Annotated in this window: 21 protein-coding genes; 8 read left to right on the top strand and 13 right to left on the bottom strand. The window is 73.8% G+C overall.

Annotated features, from left to right (window positions below; translation table 11 throughout):
* Positions 1-443: 443 nt before the first annotated feature.
* Positions 444-899 (bottom strand): Lrp/AsnC family transcriptional regulator, encoded by a 456-nt coding sequence (locus tag ACFY8W_RS25185; RefSeq protein ID WP_384422205.1) that lies wholly within the window; start codon positions 897-899, stop codon positions 444-446.
* Positions 900-1,008: 109 nt separating this feature from the next.
* On the opposite strand from ACFY8W_RS25185, the gene ACFY8W_RS25180 reads away from it, so the two are divergent.
* Both ACFY8W_RS25180 and ACFY8W_RS25175 read left to right on the top strand, forming a co-directional pair.
* Complete coding sequence (locus ACFY8W_RS25180) at positions 1,009-2,064, top strand: asparaginase domain-containing protein (RefSeq protein WP_391109273.1); 1,056 nt, start codon at positions 1,009-1,011, stop codon at positions 2,062-2,064.
* Positions 2,065-2,302: 238 nt separating this feature from the next.
* A complete protein-coding gene (locus tag ACFY8W_RS25175; RefSeq protein WP_391109271.1) occupies positions 2,303-3,730 on the top strand; it encodes an aspartate ammonia-lyase in 1,428 nt (475 codons plus the stop codon).
* Here the strand turns inward: ACFY8W_RS25175 and ACFY8W_RS25170 are convergent, their stop codons facing one another.
* Positions 3,731-4,378, bottom strand: coding sequence for an NAD(P)-binding domain-containing protein (locus ACFY8W_RS25170; protein ID WP_391109268.1), 648 nt, complete (start codon positions 4,376-4,378; stop codon positions 3,731-3,733).
* Between the two features lie 132 nt (positions 4,379-4,510).
* On the opposite strand from ACFY8W_RS25170, the gene ACFY8W_RS25165 reads away from it, so the two are divergent.
* The 3 genes from ACFY8W_RS25165 (at position 4,511) to ACFY8W_RS25155 (ending at position 7,683) form a co-directional block, all read left to right on the top strand.
* Positions 4,511-5,113, top strand: coding sequence for a hypothetical protein (locus ACFY8W_RS25165; RefSeq protein WP_391109265.1), 603 nt, complete (start codon positions 4,511-4,513; stop codon positions 5,111-5,113).
* A gap of 124 nt (positions 5,114-5,237) precedes the next feature.
* Positions 5,238-6,365 carry a CapA family protein gene (locus ACFY8W_RS25160; RefSeq protein WP_391109262.1) on the top strand — a complete coding sequence of 376 codons (1,128 nt, stop codon included), beginning with the start codon at positions 5,238-5,240 and terminating at the stop codon, positions 6,363-6,365.
* A 49-nt stretch (positions 6,366-6,414) separates the two neighbouring features.
* Positions 6,415-7,683: a phosphoribosyltransferase family protein gene (locus ACFY8W_RS25155; RefSeq protein WP_391109260.1), complete on the top strand. Its 1,269-nt coding sequence runs from the start codon at positions 6,415-6,417 to the stop codon at positions 7,681-7,683.
* A 99-nt stretch (positions 7,684-7,782) separates the two neighbouring features.
* Here the strand turns inward: ACFY8W_RS25155 and ACFY8W_RS25150 are convergent, their stop codons facing one another.
* The 4 genes from ACFY8W_RS25150 to ACFY8W_RS25135 form a co-directional block, all read right to left on the bottom strand.
* The gene (locus ACFY8W_RS25150) at positions 7,783-8,367 is read right to left on the bottom strand and encodes a TetR family transcriptional regulator (RefSeq protein ID WP_391109678.1); all 585 of its coding nucleotides are present in this window, start codon (positions 8,365-8,367) and stop codon (positions 7,783-7,785) included.
* A gap of 119 nt (positions 8,368-8,486) precedes the next feature.
* Positions 8,487-8,897, bottom strand: a complete 411-nt coding sequence (locus tag ACFY8W_RS25145; RefSeq protein ID WP_391109257.1) for a VOC family protein — start codon at positions 8,895-8,897, stop codon at positions 8,487-8,489.
* Positions 8,898-8,943: 46 nt separating this feature from the next.
* Positions 8,944-11,763 (bottom strand): SpoIIE family protein phosphatase, encoded by a 2,820-nt coding sequence (locus ACFY8W_RS25140; protein ID WP_391109254.1) that lies wholly within the window; start codon positions 11,761-11,763, stop codon positions 8,944-8,946.
* 140 nt (positions 11,764-11,903) lie between these two features.
* Positions 11,904-12,404 carry an SRPBCC family protein gene (locus ACFY8W_RS25135; RefSeq protein ID WP_391109251.1) on the bottom strand — a complete coding sequence of 167 codons (501 nt, stop codon included), beginning with the start codon at positions 12,402-12,404 and terminating at the stop codon, positions 11,904-11,906.
* A 137-nt stretch (positions 12,405-12,541) separates the two neighbouring features.
* On the opposite strand from ACFY8W_RS25135, the gene ACFY8W_RS25130 reads away from it, so the two are divergent.
* The gene (locus ACFY8W_RS25130; protein WP_391109248.1) at positions 12,542-13,621 is read left to right on the top strand and encodes a 3-hydroxyisobutyryl-CoA hydrolase; all 1,080 of its coding nucleotides are present in this window, start codon (positions 12,542-12,544) and stop codon (positions 13,619-13,621) included.
* Between the two features lie 10 nt (positions 13,622-13,631).
* On the opposite strand, the gene ACFY8W_RS25125 is transcribed toward ACFY8W_RS25130, so the two are convergent.
* Together ACFY8W_RS25125 and ACFY8W_RS25120 are read right to left on the bottom strand one after the other, a co-directional pair.
* A complete protein-coding gene (locus ACFY8W_RS25125) occupies positions 13,632-14,432 on the bottom strand; it encodes a VOC family protein (RefSeq protein ID WP_391109246.1) in 801 nt (266 codons plus the stop codon).
* A 118-nt stretch (positions 14,433-14,550) separates the two neighbouring features.
* Entirely contained in the window at positions 14,551-14,796 is a 246-nt protein-coding gene (locus tag ACFY8W_RS25120; RefSeq protein ID WP_391109243.1) for a hypothetical protein, read from the bottom strand.
* Between the two features lie 119 nt (positions 14,797-14,915).
* On the opposite strand from ACFY8W_RS25120, the gene ACFY8W_RS25115 reads away from it, so the two are divergent.
* Positions 14,916-15,833, top strand: coding sequence for a glutaminase (locus tag ACFY8W_RS25115; protein WP_391109241.1), 918 nt, complete (start codon positions 14,916-14,918; stop codon positions 15,831-15,833).
* Positions 15,834-15,879: 46 nt separating this feature from the next.
* Here the strand turns inward: ACFY8W_RS25115 and ACFY8W_RS25110 are convergent, their stop codons facing one another.
* From ACFY8W_RS25110 to ACFY8W_RS25090, 5 genes are all read right to left on the bottom strand, one after another.
* Positions 15,880-16,527 carry a 1,4-alpha-glucan branching protein gene (locus ACFY8W_RS25110; protein WP_391109239.1) on the bottom strand — a complete coding sequence of 216 codons (648 nt, stop codon included), beginning with the start codon at positions 16,525-16,527 and terminating at the stop codon, positions 15,880-15,882.
* A 79-nt stretch (positions 16,528-16,606) separates the two neighbouring features.
* Complete coding sequence (locus ACFY8W_RS25105; RefSeq protein ID WP_391109236.1) at positions 16,607-18,052, bottom strand: GH1 family beta-glucosidase; 1,446 nt, start codon at positions 18,050-18,052, stop codon at positions 16,607-16,609.
* 96 nt (positions 18,053-18,148) lie between these two features.
* Positions 18,149-19,003 (bottom strand): ABC transporter permease subunit, encoded by an 855-nt coding sequence (locus ACFY8W_RS25100; protein WP_391109233.1) that lies wholly within the window; start codon positions 19,001-19,003, stop codon positions 18,149-18,151.
* Between the two features lie 4 nt (positions 19,004-19,007).
* Positions 19,008-20,021 (bottom strand): ABC transporter permease subunit, encoded by a 1,014-nt coding sequence (locus tag ACFY8W_RS25095; RefSeq protein ID WP_391109230.1) that lies wholly within the window; start codon positions 20,019-20,021, stop codon positions 19,008-19,010.
* A 120-nt stretch (positions 20,022-20,141) separates the two neighbouring features.
* On the bottom strand, positions 20,142-21,491 hold the full coding sequence (locus ACFY8W_RS25090) for an extracellular solute-binding protein (RefSeq protein ID WP_391109227.1): 1,350 nt from the start codon (positions 21,489-21,491) through the stop codon (positions 20,142-20,144).
* 293 nt (positions 21,492-21,784) lie between these two features.
* Here ACFY8W_RS25090 and ACFY8W_RS25085 point away from each other — a divergent pair, with 293 nt between their 5' ends.
* Positions 21,785-22,816, top strand: coding sequence for a substrate-binding domain-containing protein (locus ACFY8W_RS25085; RefSeq protein ID WP_391109224.1), 1,032 nt, complete (start codon positions 21,785-21,787; stop codon positions 22,814-22,816).
* Positions 22,817-22,861: the final 45 nt, after the last annotated feature.

The raw sequence follows: 22,861 nt of genomic DNA, 5'->3' as shown, positions 1-22,861 counted from the left end.
CCTCCGTGCGGATGCCCTCGAATGACGGAGGTTCAGAGCCGGACCGGCGGGGCCGGCTGGTGCCCGGCCGCGGGTCGCTGGTGGCCGACTGGCGTTCGCTGCCTGCCGACCCGGGAGTGGCCGGTTTGTCGACCGGGACCGGTTGGTGGCCGGTCGGCCTTCGGGTGGTGGCGGTCGACGGGCCTTCGGGTGGTGGCGGTCGACGGGCCGTCGAGTGGTGGTCCGGGGGCCGTCGCACGGTGGGTCGGGCGGCGGTCCAGCGGTGGCCGGGTGGCGATAGAGCGGCGGTCGGGCGGCGGTCGAGCCGTGGTCGGGTGGTGGTGGAGCGCTCGGCCGGCGGTCGAGTCATGGTCGGGTGGCGGTGGAGCGGTGGTCGGCCGGTGGTCGAGCGGTGGTCGGGTGGCGGTGGAGCGCTGCTCGGCCGACGGTCGAGCCATGGCCGCTCAGCGGTCGACCGGCAGGCCGCGCGGCTCCTTCACGCGCTTCATGATGATCTGCGAGTTGACCTCCGTGACGCCGGTCAGGGTCGTCAGCCGCTCGATCCACAGCCGCTCGTACGCCGACAGGTCGGCGACCGCGATGCGCAGCAGGCAGCCGGGGCTGCCGAAGAGCCGGTACGCCTCGATCACGTCCGGGATGTCCTGGAGGGCCTCCTCGAAGGCCTCGACCGTCTCGCGGTCCCGCTTCACCTCGACCGACACCAGCACCTCGAAGCCACGGCCCACCGCCTCCGGGTCGATGACCGCGCGGTAGCCCTGGATCACCCCGTCCTGTTCCAGCTGCCGGACCCGCCGCAGGCAGGGGGACGGGCTCAGGCCCACCCGCTGGGCGAGCTCCTGGTTGCTCAGCCGGCCGTCCGCCTGGAGCTCGCGCAAGATATGGAGGTCGATTCGGTCCATGGCGCAATTATCCACCACATCTGCCGACGGGTGCGGGCTGGATTGGCAATCGCATTGCGTGACGATTGGCCTATCGTTGCCGCGCACCCCAGGGAAGGACAGCGCCATCATGAAGTGGACGCGCGACGCCCGGCCGCGCCGCATCGTGGTCATCAGCACCGGCGGCACCATCGCCAGCCGCTGGACCGGCAGCGGATACGCCGCCGACGCCTCGGGCGACGACGTCGTGGCCACCGCCGCGGTACCGGACAACGTCGACGTCGAGGTCCTCGACCTCTTCAACGTCAACAGCTCCCGGATGACCACCGACCGCCAGCTCGCCCTGCTGCGCGCCGTCCACGAGACCCTCGCCGACCCGGGCGTCGACGGCATCGTCGTCACCCACGGCACCGACACCCTCGAGGAGTCGGCCTTCTTCCTGGACCTGCACCACTCCGACCCCCGCCCGGTGGTCTTCACCGGCGCCCAGCGGCCCTTCGGCACGGGGGACGGCGACGGGCCCGGCAACCTCTACGACGCGCTCCAGGTCGCCGCCACCGTCCGCGGGCTCGGCGTCCTCGTCGTCTTCGACGGCCTCGTCCACGCCGCCCGCGGCACCGTCAAGACCAAGACGCTCGACGCCGACCCCTTCGCCGACCCCTCCGGCCGGCGCGTCGGCCGCCTCGGCTTCGGCCAGGTCGACATCGAGCGCGAGCCCGTGCGCCCCGCGCCGCTGCCGCTGCCCGAGGCCGCGACCGAGGCCGGGGGGCGGCCCGTGCCGCGCGTCGACATCGTCGTGCACCACTCCGACAACGACCCGGTCCTCTTCGAGGCGGCCGTCGCGGCCGGCGCCCGTGGCATCGTCCTCGTCGGCACCGGCGCGGGCAACGCCACCCCCGAGATAGCCGAGGCCGTCGCCCGCGCCGTCGAGGACGGCGTCCACGTCGTCCTCTCCACCCGCGTGGCCTCCGGTCCCGTCGCCGAGGTCTACACCGGCGGCGGCGCCGTCGACCTCGCCGCCGCCGGCGCCGTGCTGGCCGGCACCCTGCGCCCCGGTCAGGCCCGGATGGCGCTGCTGGCCGGGCTGCTCGCCGACAGCACCTCGCCGGAGCGGCGCAACCACCTCCTGCGCACCCTCCTCGAAGGACCGGTCCGCGCCGAGCCCGCGCTCGCCGTCGCGCACTGATCTCGCGGGACCCGCGCGCTGCTGCTCCGCCCGCGCGGGCCCGCCGGGGTACGTAACCTCCGCGGGGGCAGGCGTCGTCCGGACCGTCACCTCCACTTCGCCGCACTCGTGGAGAAGGCCGCCACGGCCCGGCACCCCCCCGCTCCGGCCCCGGACCCCTACCCGCCGTCGCCGGCCGGATCCCTCTTTCCTCTCGTGTCCTCCGCCCTCCCTCCCCACGCGTAAGGCATCCGTCACCGTGATCCCCGCACAGCAGAAGAACGTCCGCCGCGAGCACGACCTGCTCGGCGACCGCGACGTCCCCGCCGAGGCGTACTGGGGTGTCCACACCCTGCGCGCCACGGAGAACTTCGCCATCACCGGCACCCCGATCTCCGTCTACCCGCAGCTCGTCGAGGCGCTCGCCGCCGTCAAGGAGGCCGCCGCTCTCGCCAACGAGGAGCTCGGCCTGCTCCCCGCCGACAAGGCCGGGGCGATCGTCGCCGCCTGTCGCGAGATACGCGGCGGCGCGCTGCACGGCGAGTTCGTCGTGGACGTCGTCCAGGGCGGCGCCGGCACCTCCACCAACATGAACGCCAACGAGGTCGTCGCCAACCGCGCCCTCGAACTCCTCGGCCACGGCAAGGGCGAGTACCACCTCCTGCACCCCAACGAGGACGTCAACCTCGGGCAGTCGACCAACGACGTCTACCCGACCGCCATCCGCATCGCCGCCATCGGCGCGGCCCGCGAGCTGCTGCGCGCCATGGCCGTGCTGCAGGACGCCTTCGCGGAGAAGGCCGTCGAGTTCGGCGGTGTCGTCAAGATGGGCCGCACCCAGCTCCAGGACGCCGTGCCCATGACGCTGGGCCAGGAGTTCTCCACGTACGCCGTGATGCTGGAGGAGGACCGCGGTCGCCTTGCCGAGGCGATCGAGCTGATCCACGAGATCAACCTCGGCGCCACGGCCATCGGCACCGGTCTGAACGCCGCCCCCGGCTACGCCGAGACCGCGCGTCGTCACCTCGCCGCCATCACCGGCCTGCCCCTGGTCACCTCCGCCAACCTGGTCGAGGCCACCCAGGACTGCGGCGCGTTCGTCCAGCTGTCCGGCGTCCTCAAGCGGATCGCGGTGAAGCTCTCCAAGACCTGCAACGACCTGCGGCTGCTGTCCTCCGGTCCGCGCGCCGGCTTCGGCGAGATCAACCTGCCGCCCGTGCAGGCCGGTTCGAGCATCATGCCCGGCAAGGTCAACCCGGTCATTCCCGAGGTCGTCAACCAGGTGGCCTTCGAGGTCATCGGCAACGACATGACCATCACCATGGCGGCCGAGGGCGGCCAGCTCCAGCTCAACGCCTTCGAGCCGGTCATCTTCCACGCCCTGTCGAAGAGCATCAACTCGCTCCGGGCGGCCTGTGTCACCCTCGCCGAGCGCTGCGTCACCGGGATCACCGCCAACACCGAGACCCTGCGCGCGAGCGTCGAGAACTCCATCGGCCTCGCGACCGCCCTCAACCCGCACCTCGGCTACACGGCCGCCACCGCCATCGCGCAGGAGGCGCTCGCCACCGGCCGCTCGGTCGCCGAGCTCACCCTGGAGAAGGGCCTCCTCCCGCCGGACCAGCTCGCCGAGCTGCTCACTCCCGCCCGCCTCACGGGCGCGGCGGTCGGTCCGCTGAACGTCTGATCAGGCCCTCGGCACCGCGAAGTTGAACTCCGCGGTGCCGAAGGTCCCGTACAGCCGAAGCCAGATCGGCAGCACCAGCTCGGTCGCGCGCGCCCCGGACAGGTCGCCCAGGTCGAGGATGCGGTCGTCCGGCCAGCCGAAGGACCGCAGCAGCCCGGTGACCACGTCCTTGGCCTCCGCGTCGTCGCCGCACACGAAGACGACGTGGTCGCCGGGGATCCGGTCCGGGTCCACCATGATCGTGTTGGTCATGGTGTTGAGCGTCTTCACCACCCGCGCCCCGGGGAACGTCCGCTGGATCTGCTCCGCCAGGCTGCCCCCGTCCGGCGTGAGCACCTTCGGCGGCATGCCCTGCGAGAAGTCCAGCGGGTTCGCCACGTCGACGAGGACCTTGCCCTCCAGGTTCTCCGCGCCCGCCGCCTTCAGCGCGGCCAGCGACACCAGGCCGCCGGTCGCGTTCACCACCAGCTCCGCCCCGGCCGCGGCGGCGGCGAAGGTGCCGTGGGCGGCCCGGTGCTCCGCGGCCCACTCCCTGGCCCGGGGGTTCTCCGCGGACCGGGAACCGATGGTCACCTCGTGGCCGAGCGACACCAGCTTGGTCGCGAGCCGTCGGCCGGCCTCACCGGTGCCCAGTACGGCGATCCTCATGTGTGCTCCTTCGTGGCCCCGCGCGGAGTTCGTCCCGACGACGGTATGCCTGGCGGAGACGGCTCAAGTTTGAACACGACAAAGCCGACATTCCTACCAAAGTGGTAACAAGTCAGTCGTGGAGTCGCCCGTATGACCACCGCAGCCACCACCCCCGACGCCCTCGACCGTGAGGCCGCCGCGCTTCTCGACACCGCCGCCTGGCAGGAGATCGTGGCCCGCTGGAGCGAGGCGCCACCGGTGCGGGAGGAGGCGGCCGACTGGCGGCTGCTGCTGTCCGTCCCCGTGGAGCGGCTGGTCGCGGACGCCCTCGACGCCGTCGACCGGGCGGCCGCCGGGCCCGGCGAGCGGCCGCTGCCCGGACGGCTCGGCGCGATGCTGCCCGACCGCCTGCACGTCTGGCGCCGCGTCGGCTGCCCCGACGTCCGCCCCTCCGTCCACCTGGCGCACGCACGGCGCGTCCTCACCGAGTGGGGCTGGCAGAACACCCCGTACAAGCTCCGCGACGCCCGCGGCGCCCGCTGTGTCTGCGGCGCGATGCTCGCCGCGCACCGGCTCGGCTACGGCAGTGCCGCCACCATGAACGAGGCCGGTGCCTGGATGCTGGAGGAGCTCCGCTCCCGCGGCTGGCACGCCCTCATCGGTCCCTGGAACCGCGCCCCCGGCCGCACCGCCGACGACGCGCTCGCCCTGGTGGACGCCACGATCCTCCGCGCGGCCCGGGCCGGCCGCTAGGCCCTGTCGTCGAACTCATGCCTGCCCCGCGACGCCGTGCACGCGGGAGTCTGGCGACAGGACCGAGGAGGCGCAGGCGCGCGACGGCCGGAACCCGTGAGGTCCGGAGGACTACCCTGGGTGTATGGGCGGCGGTCTGACCGGACTGTTCCTCTGCGGCGACGTGATGCTCGGCCGGGGAGTCGACCAGATCCTTCCCCATCCGCTGGACCCGGCGCTGCCCGAGCGGTACGTGCGCGACGCGCGGGACTACGTGACGCTCGCGGAGGCCGTCTCCGGGCCCGTGCCCCGGCAGGCCGCGCCCGACTACCCCTGGGGCGAGGCGCTCGCGCTGCTCGACGCCGCCGGGCCGGCCGCCCGCGTCGTCAACCTGGAGACCGCGGTCACCCGGAACGACGCGCCCACACCCGGCAAGGCCGTCCACTACCGTATGGATCCGGCCAACCTCCCCGCGCTCACCGCCGTCCGCCCCGATGTCGTCGTCCTCGCCAACAACCACGTCCTCGACTACGGGAGGCGCGGACTCGACGACACCCTGGACGCCCTCGCCGACGCCGGGCTGCGCACCGCCGGCGCGGGCCGCGACGCCGAGGAGGCGCGGCGGCCGGCCGAAGTCCCGCTGCCCGACGGCCGTCGGCTCGTCGTCCACGCGCTGGGACTCTCTTCCAGCGGCGTGCCCCGCGACTGGGCCGCCACCGCCCGGCGTGGCGGCGTCCACCAGGCGACCGGACCCGACGACCCGGCCGCTGCCCGGCTCCTCGCCCGGCTGCGCGCGTCCCGGCGCCCCGGCGACCTCGTGGTGGTGTCCGTCCACTGGGGATCCAACTGGGGCTACGCCCCCGCCCGCGCCGAGGTCTCCTTCGGCCACGCCCTCGTCGACGCGGGCGCCGACATCGTCCACGGGCACTCCTCGCACCACCCGCGGCCGCTCGAGACGTACCGGGGCAGGCTCGTCCTGCACGGCTGCGGCGATCTCGTCAACGACTACGAGGGCATCACAGGACAGGAGCGCTACCGCGACGACCTGCGGCTCCTCCACCTCGTCTCCGTCCACGACACGGACGGCAGCCTGGTGCGGGTGCGGCTCGTGCCGCTGCGCAGCCGCCGGCTGCGCCTGGAGCGGGCCCCGGAGCAGGACGTGCGATGGCTCCACGACGCGCTCGGCCGGATCAGCCGCCCGTACGGGATGCGGATCGACCCCGCTCCCGCCGGGGAGCCCGGCGGACCGGCCCTGACGGCCACGCCCGTGTGACCGGCCCGGCGTGGCCGGCCCGCACGGGCGGGCAGGAAGGCGAGCGGACATGTACTTCACCGACCGCACCGACGCGGGCAGGCAGCTCGCCGCGCTTCTGGTGGACCTCGAAGGACAGGACCCGGTGGTCCTGGGACTGCCGCGCGGCGGGGTGCCCGTCGCCGCCGAGGTCGCCGACGCGCTCGGCGCGCCCCTCGACATCTGCCTGGTCCGGAAGCTGGGCGTGCCGTACCAGCCCGAGCTCGCCATGGGCGCGATCGGAGAGGACGGCGTGCGGGTCCTCAACGAGGAGGTCATCGCCCGGGGCGGGGTCTCGCAGCAGGACCTCGCCGACGTCGAACGGCGCGAGCGGGCCGTCCTGGAGGAGCGGGCCCGCCGCTACCGGGGTGCCCGCGAACCGGCCGACATCGCCGGCCGCACCGCGGTGGTCGTCGACGACGGCTTCGCGACCGGGGCGACCGCGCTGGCCGCGTGCCAGGTGGTTCGGGCCCGCGGCGCCGGCCGCATCGTGCTCGCGGTGCCGGTCGCGCCGCGCGGCTGGAGGACCCGGGTCGGCGACGCGGCCGAGCAGACGTACTGCGTGCGCGAGCCCGTCGACTTCTACGCGATCGGGCAGTTCTACCAGGACTTCGCGCAGACCCCGGACGAGGAGGTCGTCGCCACGCTGCGGCTGCGGCGCGGGGAGGCCGGCGTGGACACCGAGGTCCGCGTCCCGCTCGGCGGGCCCGAGGCGGGCGGGCGGCTCACCGTGCCCGACGGCGCCTCGGGCGTGGTGCTCTTCGCGCACGGCAGCGGCAGCAGCCGGCACAGCCCGCGCAACCGCGCGGTCGCCGAGACCCTCAACCGCGCCGGGCTCGGCACGCTCCTCTTCGACCTGCTGACCGAGGCCGAGGCCGCCGACCGGGCCAACGTCTTCGACACGCCGCTGCTCGCCGAGCGCCTGACCCGGGCCACCGACTGGCTCGCCGGCCGGCCCGGCACCGAAGAGCTGCGCCCCGGCTACTTCGGCGCCTCCACGGGCGCGGCGGCGGCCCTGTGGGCCGCGGCCGAACCCGGCAGCACCGTCGGTGCCGTCGTCTCGCGCGGTGGCCGCCCCGACCTGGCGGAGGAACGCCTGCCCGACGTCACCGCGCCCACCTTGCTGATCGTCGGCGGCGCCGACTCGCTGGTCCTGGACCTCAACCACCGCGCGGAGCGCATGCTGCGCTGCGAGCACCAGCTCGTGACCATTCCCGGCGCGGGCCATCTCTTCGAGGAGCCCGGCGCCCTGGCCGGGGTGGGCACGCTGGCGGCGGCCTGGTTCGCCGACCGGCTGTGACCGCGGCGGTCCGGCCGCGCGGCGGTGGTCGACCAGGCCGTCTCTTCCGGATCTCGGCCGGGGCCGTGGCGTGTCCGGACCTGATCCGAAAGAAGCGGCCTAGGCCGGTGATCCGCCGACGATCCGGTCCACCGCCGCCGCGATCAGCGCGTCGCGCTCCTCCTCCGGGAAGACGTCGGGCAGCGTGAGCTGCTCGACGATCAGCCAGTTGAAGGCCAGGATCAGGAGTTTGACGGCGGTCGCGTCGCCCGGGAGGCCGGAGGCCTCGTGGTAGGTGACGTTGTAGTCGACGTCGGCGCGGACCCGGGCGGTGAGGACCGCGCGGAGTTCCGGGCGGCGGGTGGCCTCCAGGCGGAGTTCGAGGAGGGCGAGGTAGCCGGTACGGAACGAGCTGACGCGGCCCACGAGTTCCCGCATCAGCTGCGTGTAGGTCTCACGGTCCGGGCTCGCCGCCTGCTGGCGGGCGATCGTCTCCTCGTCCGGCTGGAGCCGCTCGTAGACGCGGGCGCCCGCCTGGGTGAGCAGGTCGTCGCGGTTGGCGAAGTAGTTCGACGCGGTGCCGGGCGGGACGGCCGCCTCGGAGTCCACAGCCCGGAAGGTGAGGCCCCGGGCGCCCTCGCGGGCCAGCACCTCGATCGCGGCGTCGACGAGCGCCGCCCGGCGCTCCGGGTTCCTGCGCGCCACCGTCATCACTCCCGTCCTGCGGCCGGTTCTCGCCCGTACGCGATTACTCCACGGAGAGTACTACGGGTGGAGTGGATGACCGGGGGCGGGTGCGGCCCTTCGCCGCCGGTGCGCCGTGCTCACCACTCCGACGCCACGAGCTCCACCTCGAACCTGTCCGGGTTCTCCAGATACCCGGCGCAGCTCTGCTCGCCGCCCGCGTGCGGATGGCGGTCGGCGAACAGCAGCCGCCACCCCGCCCGGACGGCTTCGTCGACCAGCCGGTCGAGCTCGGGGCGGGTCGCCACGTGGAAGGCCAGGTGGTTGAGGCCCGGGCGCAGCCGGTCGTGGGTGCCGGCGGTCAGCGCCGCGGACTCCTCGAAGACCAGGTACGTGGCGCCGAGCCGCCAGCTCCGTCCCCGCTCCCAGCTCTGGAACGGCGTGTAGCCCAGTGCTTCGAGCAGCGGCCCGAACGAGGCCGCGGCGCGGCCTATGTCGGGCACCCAGATCTCCACGTGGTGCAGAGCTCCGGTGCCGGCCGGACTCGTCATCGGCTCTCCTCCGAGGGAATCGGTTCGACCCGACCCTAGGCGAGGATCACCAGGCGAGGTCCTCCAGGGCGTCCAGGTCGGGAACCGGCCCCGCGCCGTTGCCGCCCGGGTGGTCCGGGGCGACCGGGAGCTCGGCCCAGATGGTCTTGCCGCGGCGGGCGTAGCGGGTGCCCCAGCGCTGGGCGAACTGGGCCACCAGGAACAGCCCGCGGCCGCCCTCGTCGGTGTCCGTCGCGTGCCGCAGGTGCGGCGAGGTGCTGCTGCCGTCGGACACCTCGCAGATCAGCACCCGGTCGTACACCAGCCGTACGTTCACCGGGGGCCGACCGTAGCGGATCGCGTTGGTGATCAGCTCGCTGAGCACCAGCTCCGCCGTGAACCCGACGTGCTCCAGGCCCCACTCGGCGATCCGCGCCGCCGCTGCCGTCCGCACCGGCGCCACCGCCGACGGGTCCGAGGGCACCTCCCACTCCGCGATCCGGTCAGCCGGGATCCGGTGGGCGCTCGCCACGAGCAGCGCGATGTCGTCCGCCGGCACCGGGAACAGCAGCGCCGCCAGCACGTCCGCGCAGGTCTGCTCCGCGGACCGCGCGGGCCGCGCGAGGGCCTGGCGCAGCAGCGTGAGGCCGGAGTCGTAGTCCCGCTCCCGGCTCTCGAGCAGCCCGTCCGTGAACAGCACCAGCTTGCTGTCCGGCTCCAGCTTCAGCCGCGCCGACGCGAAGGGCCGGTCGCCCAGTCCCAGACCCAGCGGCAGCCCGGCGGGCACCGCCGGGAACTCCACGGTGCCGTCCGGCCGGACCAGGGCCGGCCCCGGATGCCCGGCACTCGCCATCGTGCACGAGCCCGTCGTCGGGTCGTAGATGACGTACAGACAGGTCGCGCCCGCCGAGCCCTCGGCGCCGCCCTTCTCCGCCTCGCCGGCCCCGCCCTCGCGCTGCAGACCCGGCTCGATCTCCTCGCCGAGCCGGTCGATCAGCTCGTCCAGATGGCTCAGCAGCTCGTCCGGTGTCACGTCGAGCGTGGAGAAGTTCGCCACCGCCGTCCGCAGCCGGCCCATCGTCGCCGCCGCGTGCAGCCCGTGCCCCACCACGTCGCCCACCACCAGCGCCACCCGGGCCCCCGGCAGCGGGATCACGTCGAACCAGTCGCCGCCCACGCCCGCCTTGGCCGGCAGATAGCGGTAGGCGACCTGCATCGCGGTCTGGTCCGGCAGCACCCGCGGCAGCAGACTCCGCTGCAGCGCCACCGCCATCGAGTGCTCGCGGGTGAACCGGCGCGCGTTGTCGATCGCCAGCGCCGCGCGTGCCGCCAGCTCCTCCGCGAACGACAGGTCCTCCTCGCCGAACGGCTCCGGCGAGTCCTCGCCGCGCCAGAAGTTCGCCATCCCCAGCACCACGCCACGGGCCAGGAGCGGCACCGTGAGCAGCGAGTGCAGCCCGTACGCCAGCGCCTGCGCCGCGCCCTCCGGGTCCTGCGCCCGCCAGCCCTGCGCCGCGGCCAGATCCGCCTGGATCACCGCCCGGCCCTCCTCCAGGGCCGACGCCATCGGCGTGGTCGGCACCACGAACCGGATCAGGTCACCGACCGGCTGCAGCGGAGTCTCCTCGCTCACCCCGCTCAGCGCCGTCCGCCGCATCTCCGTGAACGCGCCCGACGGCTCCTCGCCGCGCACCACCGGGTCGAGCAGCTCCACCGTCACGAAGTCGGCGAACCGCGGCACCGCCACCTCCGACAGCTCCTCCGCCGTCCGTACGACGTCCAGCGTCGTGCCGATCCGCGTGCCCGCCTCGTACAGCAGCCGCAGCCGGCCCCGCGCCACCTCGGCCCGGCCGGTCAGCGCGGCCAGTTCGGTCGTGTCGCGCATGGTCATCACGCAGCCGCCGTCGGCGACGCCGTCGGCCGTCGGCCGGACGTTCACCGCGAGCAGCCGGTCCCCGGCCAGGTGCACCTCGTCCGTCGCGGCCCGTCCGGACAACAGCAGCGCGGCGGTACGGGGTTCCAGGCCCAGCTCGCGGACATGGCGCCGCTCGGCGTCCTCCGGCAGCTTCAGGAGTCGGCGCGCCTCGTCGTTCGCGAGCAGCAGCCGGCCGTCGCCCGCGACGATGACCACGCCCTCCTTCACGGAGTGGAGCACGGCCTCGTGGTGCTCCTTGAGCCGGGTCATCTCGGCCGGACCGAGACCGTGCGTCTGCCGCCGCAGCCGTACGCTCACCAGGGCCGCGCCGCCCAGCGCGAGCACCAGGGCGACCCCGGCGGCGCTGAACAGCAGCGGCAGCCGGGACTCCACCGTCTCGCCGACCGTCGCCACCTCGATGCCGCTGGTCACCATGCCGACCACGGTCCCGCTGTCGTCCCGGACCGGGACGACGGCGCGGACCGCGTCGTTCGGAGCGCCGCGGAAGATCTCGGTGAACGACTCCCCGGCCCGGGCCCGGCCGATGTCGCCGCTGGCCCGCTGGCCGATGAGGGAGGGGTCGGAGTCGGTGTAGCGCGCCCCGTCCGGAGCGAGCACGGCGATGAAGTCGACGCCGGAGCCGATCCGGGCCGCCTCGGCGCGCGGCTGCAGCTCTGCGGTCGGATCGGCGGCCAGCAGGGCCTCGGCGACGCCGGGCGCGTGGGCGAAGGTCTCGGCGACGGCCAGGGAACGGTTCCGGGCGTTGCGCTCGCTGTCGTGGCGGTCCTGGAGGACGATCGCGAACGCCGCCGCGGCGACGAGCAGCAGCGCGATGATCGCCTGCAGGGTGAAGACCTGCCCGGCTACGCTCCGCAGCCCGGTGGGCCGTCCCCGCGGCTCGCCGCGGGACCGGTCCGCGCGTCGCGTCACGGTGCGCTCCTTCCCGCCCTGCTCGCCGGGGCCTCCTTCCATGCTGCCCCCGGCGCCGCCCCCAGGGGAAACGGGGGGACGCCACGGGCGTGTCCGCGCGGCGCAGCGGCGGGGCAACGGTCACGGAGAGCAGCGGGACGCGCCGCCACGGAGAGCCACCGGCCGGGGTGGCCCCGGCCGGGTCAGCCGGCGCTTCGGACCGCCGTGGCCTGCGCTGCGAGACGGGCGAGCGTGGTGCGCATGCCGTGCCGGTTCACGGCGATCCGGCGCTCGGGGTTCGTCCCCGCGAACACCGTCCCGAGCAGGCTCGCGAGCCCACCGCCACGGCCGGTGCGCAGGTCCTGCCAGGTCTCGGTGACCCGGGTGCCGCCCTCCTCGGTCTCGAAGCGGTAGCCCCAGCGCGCGATCGGCAGACCGAAGACGCCCACGTCGAAGACGAACTCCTCGCCCGGGCGGGCCGTCGTGACCCGGCCGGTGGTGAACCACAGGAACGGTCCGCGCCGGTTGAACCCGACGAACCGGGTGCCGGTGCGCACCGGCGGCCGACGCACCCACACCCCGCGGCACTCCGGGCTCCAGCGGCCCATGTTCCGCAGGTCGGACACCAGGCCGTACAGGGTCGAGCGGTCCGCGTCGACCCGCACCGACTCCTCGAGACTCCACCGTCGCACCGCGTCCGTCATGTGTCCGCTCCCCTCGGTCGCCTTCGATCCACGTGTTACCCGCGGGTACGCTAGCGGACGGAAGGGCCTGTGCGGGAGCGACCGGGGACGTTACGGTGGACGGAAGATCGTTTCGGCCCGCCGTAAGGACACACAGCATGTCGGTACCCGCCGGCCTCCCCGAACCGGAGGTCCTCGTCCACACCGGGGGCCGCGCCGGTTTCCTCACCCTCAACCGGCCGCGCGCCATCAACGCGCTCACCCACGCCATGGTGCGGCGCATCGACGAGGCACTCACGGCCTGGGAGGACGACCCGGCCGTGACGACCGTGGTCCTCCGGGGCGCGGGGGAGCGCGGGCTGTGCGCGGGCGGCGACATCCGGGCCATCCACGCGGACGCCCGCGCGGGCGGCACCGCGACCCTCGACTTCTGGCGCGACGAGTACCGGCTCAACGCCCGGATCGCCCGCCTGGCCAAGCCCTACGTGGCGTTCATGGACGGCATCGTCATGGGCGGCGGCGTCGGCGTCTCCGGCCACGGCTCCGTCCGCGTCGTCACCGAGCGCTCCCGGGTCGCCATGCCCGAGACCGGCATCGGCTTCGTGCCCGACGTCGGCGGCACCTGGCTGCTGGGCCGCGCGCCCGGCGAACTCGGCACCCACCTCGCCCTCACCGGCACCCAGGCCGGCGCCGCCGACGCGCTCCTGACCGGTCTCGCCGACCACTTCGTGCCCGCCGCGGACCTGCCGGCGCTCGCCGCCGAGCTCACCCGCCTCCCCGCGGCCGAGGCCGTCGCCCGCTTCGCGCGTACGGCGCCGCCCGGCGAGCTCGCGGGACAGCGCGAGTGGATCGACGAGTGCTACCGGGCCGACACCGTCGAGGAGATCGTGCGGCGGCTCGGCGACTCCGGGATCCCGGAGGCCAAGGAGACCGCCACCGTCCTGCTCACCCGTTCGCCCACCGCCCTCAAGGCCACCCTCGCCGCGGTCCGCCGCGCCCGGACGCTGGACTCCCTCGAAGCGGCCCTCGACACCGAGTTCCGGCTGTCCCGCGCTGCCCTGCGCTCGCCCGACCTGGTCGAGGGCATCCGCGCCCAGGTCGTCGACAAGGACCGCAACCCGCGGTGGACCCCGCCGACCCTCCCCGAGGTGACCGAGGCCGCCACCGAGTCCTGGTTCGCACCTCTGCCCGAAGGCGAGGAGCTCGGCCTGACACCGCCGGGGCCCGCCGGCAGCTGACCGCGGGCCCTCAGCCCTCCGCCTCCGGCGACGCGTCCAGCGTGAACAGCCCGCCCTGGGGGTCACGGACCGACACGCAGCGGGCCCCCGCGGTCGGCCACCCCTGGTCGGCCTCCGGGATCAGCGCGCCGCCGCGGTCGAGCACGGCCGTGGTCGCCCGCTCCAGGTCGGGCACCCGGAAGTGGACCAGCCAGCGCGGGCGCAGCTGCGGCTGCGCCGAGGCCGCCTCCACCGGGCCGCTGTTCAGCCGGGCCACCGCCTCGCCGTGGGTGCGCAGCACCACCTGCTCGTCCTCGTACGCCACCTCGAAGCGGTCCGCGTTGCCGTCGACCCACTGCAGGACGCCGCCGTAGAAGAGCGCGGCGTCGAACGCGTTGCGCGTGTGCAGCTCCAGCCAGGCGGGAGCGTGGTGCTCGCCGAGCCGCCAGCGGGAGGAGATCCGGCCCTCCCACACCCCGAACGCCGCGCCCTCCAGATCGGTGGCGAGCGCCGCCCGGCCGCGCGGCGGGAAGGCCACCGGGCCGACGCCGACCGTGCCGCCGCGCTCCCGGATGCGCGCCACCGCCGCGTCCGCGTCGGCGACCGCGAAATACGCCGTCCAGGCCACGGGTACGCCCATGCGGACGGCGACCTCGCCGATCCCGCCCACCGGCACACCGTCCCGCTCGCCGACGGAGAAGCCCTGGCCCAGCGGCCCGCGCCGGAAGGTCCAGCCGAGCACAGCGCCGTAGAACTCCTCGGCGGCGTCGAGGTCGCGCGCCGCCAGACTCAGCCAGCAGGGCGCTCCCGGCTCATCCGCGGTCAACGGCACCCGGCTCACCTCACTCCCGTTCGCCCCCCAGGCCACCCTCACCCGGACGCACCGGCTCCGCCACTTGTCCGGCCGCCGGCCGGACCCGCCGCCCCGCGGCGGCGGGACCGGCGGGCCGCTACCCGACCGTCACCGTACCGACGAGTAACCGGTGGTCGGAGCAGGCCGCGACGCCCGTGCACACCGTCGGGACCGCGAGCGAGTCCCCGCCGTACGGCCCGGCGAGGGCGCTCCCCCGGACGAAGACGTGGTCGATCTCCGCGTACCCACCGCACGGCGGCGTCACCCCGGGCGTGCCGGCCGTGGAGACGAGCGCCCCCGTGCGCGCGAGCCGAAGGCCGCGCCGCATCTGTCGTCGCACCACGAAGCCCCGTCCCTGAGCGGCCCTCTCGTGGCCGGATGCCGCGATCCGAGCGACACCGGAATGATCATAGAGGGGGGGCACTGACAGCACCCGGTGACCGCCCGGCGCATGATGTGCGCATGCTGTTGACGTTCGAACCCGTCCTCGACCGGATCGCCGAGGAGATCGCCGACCTCACGGAACGAGGACGGCCCGCCGACTACATCCCCGCGCTCGCCTCCGGCGACCCCGGAAGCTTCGGCATGGCCGTCGCCGAGCTCGACGGCACGGTGTACGGCGTGGGGGACTGGCAGCGGCCCTTCTCCACCCAGTCCGTCACCAAGGTGTTCACGCTCGCCCTGGCCCTGGCCCGCAAGGGCGACCCACTGTGGGACCACGTGGGCCGCGAGCCGTCCGGCAGCCCGTTCAACTCGCTCGTCCAGCTGGAGTACGAGAACGGCATCCCCCGCAACCCCTTCATCAACGCCGGCGCCCTCGTCGTCACCGACCAGCTCCACCGCATCACCGGCGACGCCTCCGGCGTCCTGCTCGACTTCCTGCGCGCCGAGAGCGGCAACCAGGACCTCGACTTCGACCGCGACGTCGCCGCCTCCGAGACCGCGCACGGCGACCGCAACGCCGCCCTCGCCCACTTCATGGCCTCGTACGACAACATCGCCAACCCCGTGCCGACCCTGCTGCGCGAGTACTTCCGGCAGTGCTCCGTCGAGGCCTCCTGCGCCGACCTCGCCCTCGCCACCGGCTTCCTCGCCCGCCACGGCATCCGCGCCGACGGCTCCCGGCTGCTCACCCGCAGCCAGGCCAAACAGGTCAACGCGGTCATGCTCACCTGCGGCACGTACGACGCCGCCGGCGATTTCGCCTACCGCGTCGGACTGCCTGGCAAGAGCGGAGTCGGCGGCGGCATCATCGCCGTCGTCCCGGGCCGCTGCACGCTGTGCGTGTGGAGCCCCGGCCTCGACGAGCGCGGGAACTCGGTCGCGGGCGTCACCGCCCTCGACCGGTTCACCACCATCACCGGCCTGTCCGTCTTCTGAGGGGACCGGCCGTCCGGCGGCCGGACGGACCGGCCGTCCGGCGGCCTCAGGCCGCGTCGAACACCAGGACGTACGCCCCGCGCCGCTCCTCACCGTCCGGCAGCCGCCAGTCGGCGGTCACCTGGCCGCGCGAGCCCGTGGCCTTCGGGTCGAGCACCCGCGCCAGCCGCAGCAGGAGCGGCGCGTCCGCGCCCAGCCGCACGTCCGTGCCGTACGCACCGTCCTCCACGACCGGCGCGGCCGACGCGTCGAACGCGCCGGTCCCGTCGAAGGACGCCTCGACGGTCGGGTCCGGCGTGTCCGACACGCTCTGGGCCTGCGGCACCGCCCGGCCCTGGAGCAGCGCCGTCAACTCGGCCAGCAGGACCGGGTCGTGCACTCCGTCGTAGAGCCACCGGGTGCCGAGCACGCCGTGCTCCGAGGTGCCGATGAGCGCACCCTCGGCGCCCTCCAGCGGCGCTCCCCGGTAGGTCATCGGCACCAGGTAGGAGTGGACCTCCTCGCCGGAGGTGTCCGCGACCACCGCGAACTCGATGCCCACCTCGCCCTCCGGGTCGTCGAGCCGGAACCCGCCCGCCTTCTCCAGGACGGGCAGCGTGCCCTCGCCGCCCCTGTACCAGGGGCGGGTCGGCAGCCAGGTCTCCAGGAGCTCCAGCTTGGTCGGCGTCATCGTGGTCTTGTGGATCTCGGCCATTGCCTCGCACTTCCTCCGTCACGGTACGGTTCCCGGGCGCGCGGAACCGCCCCGGAACCGTACCTCCACGGACGGACCGTCAGGCTTCCGCCCCCGGCGCGTGCAGCTCGCCCGACCTGGCAACTCGCGCGTACCACCGGGCACTCGACTTGGGCGTGCGCCGCAGCGTCGCGTAGTCCACGTGGACCGCGCCGAACCGCTTCGCATAGCCGTACGCCCACTCGAAGTTGTCGAGCAGCGACCACAGGAAGTAGCCGTGCACCACCGCGCCGGCCTCCACCGCCCGGTGCAGCGCCTCCAGATGCGCGTGGACGTACGCGGCCCGCTCCGGGTCGTGCACCGAACCGTCCGCGCCGACCACGTCCTCGTACGCCGCGCCGTTCTCGCTCACCACCAGCGGAAGACCCGGGTACCGGGCCGACACCCGGGTCAGCAGGTCCTCCAGACCCGACGGGTCGACCGGCCAGCCCATCGCCGTCCGCGCCCCGTCCGCCTGGTGGAAGGCGACGTCGTCCGCGCCCGGCCACGGCGAGAACGCACTGTTCCCGTGCCCGTCGTCCTGCGGCTTCGCCTCGCCGTCCGCGACCCGCGACACCACCGTCGGCGTGTAGTAGTTGATGCCCAGCCAGTCCAGCGGCTGCCCGGCCGTCGCCTCGTCACCGGCCCGTACGAACCCCCAGTCCGTGAGGTGCGCGGTGTCCGCGAACAGCTCCTCCGGGTAGCGCCCGTCCAGCATCGGTCCCAGCCAGACGCCGTTGCCGACGGTGTCGATCCGCCGCGCCGCCTCCCGGTCCTCCGCCGACGGCGTCAGCGGGCGCACCTCGTGGAGGTTGAGCGAGACCGCCAGCTTCGCCCCGGCCGGCAGCGCCGACCGCAGCGCCTGTACCGCGAGCCCGTGCCCCAGGTTGAGGTGGTGGGCGGCGCGCAGCGCGGCCACCGGATCCGTACGGCCCGGGGCGTGCACCCCGGATCCGTAACCGAGGAACGCGCTGCACCAGGGCTCGTTGAGCGTGGTCCAGCGGCTCACCCGGTCGCCCAGGGCCTCGGCGACCAGACCCGCGTACGCGGCGAACCGCTCCGCCGTCGCCCGCTCCGGCCAGCCTCCCGCGTCCTCCAGCTCCTGCGGCAGGTCCCAGTGGTAGAGGGTGAGCGCCGGCTCGATCCCGGCCGCGAGCAGCTCGTCGACGAGCCGCCGGTAGAAGTCGAGTCCCTTCTGCACCGCCGGACCCCGCCCGGTCGGCTGGACCCGCGACCAGGACACCGAGAACCGGTAGGCGTTGAGCCCCAGCTCCGACATCAGCCGGACGTCCTCGCGGAACCGGTGGTAGTGGTCGACGGCGACGTCGCCCGTGTGCCCTTCGAAGACCTTCCCCGGCGTGTGCGAGAAGGTGTCCCAGATGGACGGGGTACGGCCGTCCTCGGCCGCCGCCCCCTCGATCTGGTACGCGGCGGTGGCGGCGCCCCACAGGAAGTCGGACGGGAATCGGCGGACGGCGGTCAGCGGCCGGGTTTCGGACGCGGTCATAGGGGAGCGCTCCCAACACAGAGACGGGTGACGGACGTGCCACGGGCGTGCCGGGAGGCACGGCGGCGGTACGGAGAAGGAATCGGCGGCCGGGCGTCAGCTCTTGACCGCGCCCGCGGTGATCCCGCCGACGATGTGCTTGCCGAGCAGCGCGAAGACCAGCAGCAGCGGCACCGTGGAGATCAGCGCGCCGGTCAGGACCACGGCCTGGTCGACGCTGTGGTTGCCGGCGCCGAGCCCGGCGAGGGCGACCTGGAGGGTCGGGTTGCCGTCGGGCGTGAGCGCGATGAACGGCCAGAAGAAGTCGTTCCACGCCTGGACGAACACCAGCATCCCGAGGACGGCCATCGCCGGGCGCGCGACCGGGAAGACCACGTGCCAGACGATCCGCAGCGAGTGGGCCCCGTCCATCCGGGCCGCCTCCACCAGCTCCACGGGCAGCGCCTCGATGAGGAACTGGCGCATGAAGAACACGCCGAAGGCGGCCACCAGGGACGGCAGCACCACGGACTGGAGCTGGTCGACCCAGCCGAGGTCGGTGACGATCCGGTACAGCGGGATCACGCTGAGCTGCGGCGGGATGGTCATCGTCGCGACGACCAGGGTCAGCAGGGCGCCGCGGCCCTTGAACGGCAGCTTGGCGAAGGCGAATCCGGCCAGGGTCGAGAAGAGCACCGTGGACAGGGCGACGAGGGAGGCCACCACGGTCGTGTTGACCAGCGCCTCGCCCATGTCGACCTGGTTCCAGGCGAAGGACAGGTTGTCGAGGAGGCGCGGCCCGGGCAGCAGCGGCGCGGGCGCCGTGACCACCCGCTCGCCGGAGTGCGAGGCCGCCACGAGGTTCCAGTACAGCGGGAAGAGCGAGACCAGCGCGGCGAGGCCGAGCAGGACGTAGGTCAGCGGCCCGGCGTGGTGCTGCCGGCCGGCGGTCTGCCGGAAACGAGTGCGCACGGGATCAGGCCCCCAGCTTCTTGCGGTTCGCGCGGGCGATCAGCGACTGCGCGCCGCCGACGAGGAGCAGGAGCAGCAGCATCACCCAGGCGATGGCGGAGGCCTGGCCGAGCGCCCCGGTGACCCAGCCCTTCTCGTACATCAGCAGGCTGAGCGTCTGGAACTGGTTGCCGCTGCCGCCGGAGATGCCCACGCTGCCGCCGTAGAGCATCGGCTCGCCGAACAGCTGGGTCGCGCCGATGGTCGAGACGATGATCGTGAACAGGATCGTCGGACGGATGGAGGGGATCGTCACGCTGAGGAACTGGCGCCAGCGCGACGCCCCGTCGAGGGCCGCCGCCTCGTACAGGTCCTGCGGCACGGCCTGCATCGCGGCAAGGTAGATGAGCGCGTTGTAGCCGGTCCAGCGCCAGGTGACGATTACCGAGATGGCGATCTGCGCGGGCCACTTGGACGACTCCCAGTCGACCGGGTCGAAGCCCACCAGACCGAGCGCCGAGTTGATGAGACCGTAGTCGGTGTTGAACAGCTGGGCGAAGACCAGGGTCGCCGCCGCGATGGAGGTCGCGTACGGGGCGAGGACGGCGACCCGGAAGAAACCCCGGCCGCGCAGCCGGTAGTTGAGCAGGTGCGCGAGGCCGAGCGCCATGAGGAGCTGCGGCACGGTCGAGATCACGCCGATGGTGAAGGTGTTGGCGAGCGCGTTCCAGAAGAACTCGCTGTCGGCGAGGCCGGTGTAGTTCTCCAGTCCCCGCCACTCCGGCTCGCCGCCGAGCTCCACCCGGTTGAGCGAGAGCCAGCCCGTGTAGAGCAGGGGGAAGAGGCCGAAGGCGGCGAAGGTGAGGAAGAAGGGGGCGACGAAGGCGTACGGGGTCGCCTTCAGGTCCCAGCGGTAGAGCCGGCGGCGCAGGGCGGACGTGCCGTCGTCCGGGCGGCGGGCGCCGGGGCGCCGGGAGCGGGCGGGCGGTGCGTCGGGCGGCGGGGAGCCGCCGTTCCTCGCCCGTACGGAGGTGGCCACGGGGGCGTCCTTCCAGGTCGGTGCGTACGGGTGGGGCGTGGGGTGGGTTCGGCGGGGCGCGGTCGGTGCGCTGGGGCGGGGGCCCGGTCGGCTCCGCGGCCGGGGCCCCGCCGCCTCCCGCTACTGGTCGATCTTGTCGTCGACCAGCTTCCTGACGTTCTCCCAGGCCTTCGCCGGATCGGTGCCGCGCTGCTCGATGTCGAGGATGCCGTTGTCGGTGAGGAAGGTCTTCACCTGGCCGTCCCAGCGGCTGATGGGCGCGGGCTTGATCTGGGCCGCCGCGGCCGCGTAGATCTGGCCGACGGGGGTGTCGCCGAAGTACGGCAGCCTGGCGTCGACCACGGCGGCGGAGGACAGGGTGTCCTTGGTGGACGGGATGTTGCCGTTGACCGCGAACACCTTGGCGTGCTGGGCCGGGGCGGTCAGCCAGGCGGCCAGCTCCGCGGCCTCCTTGGCGTGCTTGCCGGACTTGGGCACGGCGAGGAAGGAGCCGCCCCAGTTGCCGGAGACGGGTGGCGCGGCGATGTCCCACTTGCCCTGGTTGGCGCTGCCGGCCTGGTCCTTGATGATGCCGGTCATCCAGCTGGGGCAGGCGACCGTGGCGAACTTCGCGTTCTTGAAGGCGGCGTTCCAGGTGCCCTTCTCGTCGAACTGCCGCAGCTTGGCGGTGATGCCGCTCTGTGCCGCCTCGACGGCGGTGTCCCAGGCCTTCTTCACGCCGGGGCTGGTCTCCCAGGCGAGCTCGCCCTGGGAGTTCGCGTACTGCTCGGGGTCGCTGTTGACGACGGCGTTGAACAGGCCGCTCGCGGAGTCGTGGAAGAAGGTGCCGGAGGGTGCGCTCTTCTGGTAGGTCTTGCCGGTCTCCAGGAACTTCCCCCAGTCGCCCGCCCACAGCCGGCCGACCTCGGTGCGGTCGGTGGGCAGCTTGGCCTTGGCGAAGAGCTCCTTGTTGTAGCAGATGGCCATGGGGCCGATGTCGGTGCCGAGGCCGATCACCTTGCCGTCCGCGGTGGTGGCCTGCTTGACCTTCCAGTCGAGGAAGGCGCCGACGTCGGCGCCGCCGGTCTTGGAGAGGTCCACCCACTTGTCGGCCATGGCGGGACCGGTCGCCTCGGCGATGTACCCCACCTCGACGGCCTGGATGTCGGCGAGACCGCTGTTGCGGGAGAGGCGCAGCTTGAGGGTGTCCCAGTACTTCTGCCCGTCGGCGACGTTCGACTCGACGATCTTGATGTTCGGGTGGCTCTTCTCGTACTCGGCGTACAGCTTGGCGCCGGTCTTGTTGTCGTAGCCGAAGGAACCGAAGGTCCCGACCCGCAGCGTGATCGTGCCGCCGTCGGCGGAGTCCCCACCGTCCCCGCCGTCGCCGCAGCCGGTGAGCAGGGTCGTGCCGGCGGTCAGGGCCGCGACCGCCGCGAGCGCGGTTCGGCGGGCGCGGCCGGGGGCCGGTCTGCTGCTGGTAGTGCGCATGCCACTCTCCTCGTCCAAAAGGTGGTGCCTGCTCGTGCCAGTTATGGGAGCGCTCCCACGTCGTTGTTGCCGGAAGGTTCCTGCCTTCCGGGTGGAGGTGTCAAGACATGAACGCGAATTCGTCCGGTGCCGGGATGTGCGTAGCATGGGAGCGCTCCCATGCATCGGTTGTCGAACGGGGTGCCGGACGGGCGCCGTCCGGTGCCGCTTGCGACGGGGGCGGGAGCGGTGGCCTATCTTGACCTGATCGCCGCACGGTACGGGGCGACGCCGCACGAGGGGAGTACGAGGGCGTGAGCGGACGGCACAGTGGCAGGCCCACGCTGGAACAGGTCGCGGCCCGGGCGGGGGTCGGCCGGGGCACCGTGTCCCGGGTCATCAACGGCTCGCCCCGGGTGAGCGAACAGGCGCGTGAGGCCGTCGAACAGGCCATCGAGGAGCTCGGGTACGTGCCCAACCAGGCCGCCCGCACCCTCGCGGGCAGCCGCACCGACGCCGTGGCCCTCGTCATCCCCGAGACCGAGGCGCGGCTCTTCGCCGAGCCGTACTTCCTCGACATCATCCGCGGGATCAGCGCCGAGCTCGGCGCGTCCGACAAACAGCTGCTGCTCACCCTGGTCCGCAGCGAGCGGGAGCGCGAGCGCTTCGAGCAGTACCTCGCCGCGCAGCGCGTGGACGGCGTGCTGCTCGCCTCCGTGCACGCCGACGACCCGCTGCCCGAGCGGGTCCGCGAACTCGGCCTGCCCGTCGTCCTCAACGGCCGGCGCACCGCCGACGAGCCCGCCGCCTACGTCGACTCCGACAACGCGGGAGCGGGGCGCGCCGCCGTCGCCCACCTCGCCGGACGCGGGCGCCGCCGCATCGCGACCATCACCGGTCCCCTCGACATGTACGTGGCCCGGGCGCGCCTCGACGGCTACCGCGAGGGCGTCGCGGCGGCCGGGCTCGACGCCGACGAACTCCTCGTCGCCACCGGCGACTTCACCGAGGAGGGCGGCCGGCGTGCCATGCGCGCGCTCCTCGACCGGGCGCCGGACCTGGACGCCGTGTTCGCCGCCTCCGACGTCATGGCCGCCGGCGCCCGCGGCGTCCTGCGCGAGGCCGGCCGCCGCGTGCCGGACGACGTGGCGCTGGTCGGCGTCGACGACTCGGCCGTCGCCCGGCTGATGGACCCGCCGCTCACCAGCGTCCGCCAGCCCATCGAGGAGATGGGCCGCACGATGGCCCGCATGCTGCTGCGGGAGCTGGCCGGGGAGGCGACGGCGGCAGAGGAGGGCGCGCACCAGGTGCTGCCGACGGAGCTGGTGGTGCGGGAGTCGTCCTGAGCGTGCGGTCGACGCGGCCGCCCACGCCCGTGGGCGGGCCGGGAA

This window comes from Streptomyces sp. NPDC012637 (assembly GCF_042954805.1).
GTDB lineage: Bacteria > Actinomycetota > Actinomycetes > Streptomycetales > Streptomycetaceae > Streptomyces.
The sequence above is the reverse complement of the archived record's forward strand: the minus strand, read 5'-3'. Positions and strand labels throughout refer to the sequence as shown.

Coding starts and splice junctions, on each gene's coding strand:
- ACFY8W_RS25185 (WP_384422205.1), bottom strand. CDS start 899: ATGGACCGAATCGACCTCCATATCTTGCGCGAGCTCCAGGCGGACGGC.
- ACFY8W_RS25180 (WP_391109273.1), top strand. CDS start 1,009: ATGAAGTGGACGCGCGACGCCCGGCCGCGCCGCATCGTGGTCATCAGC.
- ACFY8W_RS25170 (WP_391109268.1), bottom strand. CDS start 4,378: ATGAGGATCGCCGTACTGGGCACCGGTGAGGCCGGCCGACGGCTCGCG.
- ACFY8W_RS25165 (WP_391109265.1), top strand. CDS start 4,511: ATGACCACCGCAGCCACCACCCCCGACGCCCTCGACCGTGAGGCCGCC.
- ACFY8W_RS25160 (WP_391109262.1), top strand. CDS start 5,238: ATGGGCGGCGGTCTGACCGGACTGTTCCTCTGCGGCGACGTGATGCTC.
- ACFY8W_RS25155 (WP_391109260.1), top strand. CDS start 6,415: ATGTACTTCACCGACCGCACCGACGCGGGCAGGCAGCTCGCCGCGCTT.
- ACFY8W_RS25145 (WP_391109257.1), bottom strand. CDS start 8,897: ATGACGAGTCCGGCCGGCACCGGAGCTCTGCACCACGTGGAGATCTGG.
- ACFY8W_RS25140 (WP_391109254.1), bottom strand. CDS start 11,763: ATGGAAGGAGGCCCCGGCGAGCAGGGCGGGAAGGAGCGCACCGTGACG.
- ACFY8W_RS25135 (WP_391109251.1), bottom strand. CDS start 12,404: ATGACGGACGCGGTGCGACGGTGGAGTCTCGAGGAGTCGGTGCGGGTC.
- ACFY8W_RS25130 (WP_391109248.1), top strand. CDS start 12,542: ATGTCGGTACCCGCCGGCCTCCCCGAACCGGAGGTCCTCGTCCACACC.
- ACFY8W_RS25115 (WP_391109241.1), top strand. CDS start 14,916: ATGCTGTTGACGTTCGAACCCGTCCTCGACCGGATCGCCGAGGAGATC.
- ACFY8W_RS25110 (WP_391109239.1), bottom strand. CDS start 16,527: ATGGCCGAGATCCACAAGACCACGATGACGCCGACCAAGCTGGAGCTC.
- ACFY8W_RS25105 (WP_391109236.1), bottom strand. CDS start 18,052: ATGACCGCGTCCGAAACCCGGCCGCTGACCGCCGTCCGCCGATTCCCG.
- ACFY8W_RS25090 (WP_391109227.1), bottom strand. CDS start 21,491: ATGCGCACTACCAGCAGCAGACCGGCCCCCGGCCGCGCCCGCCGAACC.